Raw genomic sequence first — 744 nt, 5'->3', positions numbered from 1 at the left:
CGAACGTTTTACCCTCCACGCCGGTCAGCGTGAGCAGCGGTACGTAGACGAGGATGATGATTGCCTGCCCGTACACAGAGGGACGGATCATCTCACGCGCAGCGGCTGCCACGGTCGCGAGCCGTTCCTTGACGCTGAGCAATCGGCCTTCATGATGCTGTTGCTCGGCAAGCCGGCGCAGCGCGTTTTCGACAATGATGACGGCGCCGTCGACGATCAGACCGAAGTCCAAAGCCCCAAGGCTCATCAGATTGGCCGAGACCCCAGCGCGCAGCATACCAAAGCCTGTCAGCATCATGGTGATCGGGATGACCAACGCCGCGATCAGGGCCGCACGGAAGTTGCCGAGCAGCAGGAAGAGCACGACGATGACCAGCACCGCGCCGTCGGACCGGTTTTTCGCGACCGTCTTGATCGTCGAATTGACCAGCTCGGTGCGGTTCAGCACCGGCTGAATTACGACGTCAGGAGGCAGCGAAGCGTTGATCGTCTTCAGTTTCTCAGCGACCGCGGTCGACACGATGCGGCTGTTCTCGCCGATCCGCATGATCGCCGTGCCGACGACGACTTCGGTACCGTTCTCCGATGCCGAACCCCTGCGGATCGCCTGACCCGTCTTCACAGTCGCAACTTGTTCGACCGTGATCGGCACGCCGTTACGTGTCGCGATCACGGTCCTGGCCAACTCGCTGGCATTGCGAACGAGCGCATCCGAGCGAACAGCCAGACCTTCGCCATTGCGAT

The 744-nt window shown here is 61.6% G+C and carries 1 protein-coding gene; it reads right to left on the bottom strand.

What is annotated here, in order from left to right; all coding sequences use genetic code 11:
* Nucleotides 1-744: efflux RND transporter permease subunit (locus QHC67_RS18915; RefSeq protein WP_319296714.1), on the bottom strand; the 744-nt coding region annotated here is incomplete at both ends.

Origin of the sequence: Sphingobium sp., from assembly GCF_033795625.1 — a bacterium.
Classification (GTDB): Bacteria; Pseudomonadota; Alphaproteobacteria; order Sphingomonadales; family Sphingomonadaceae; genus Sphingobium.
This window is presented reverse-complemented; position numbering and strand designations above follow the sequence as displayed.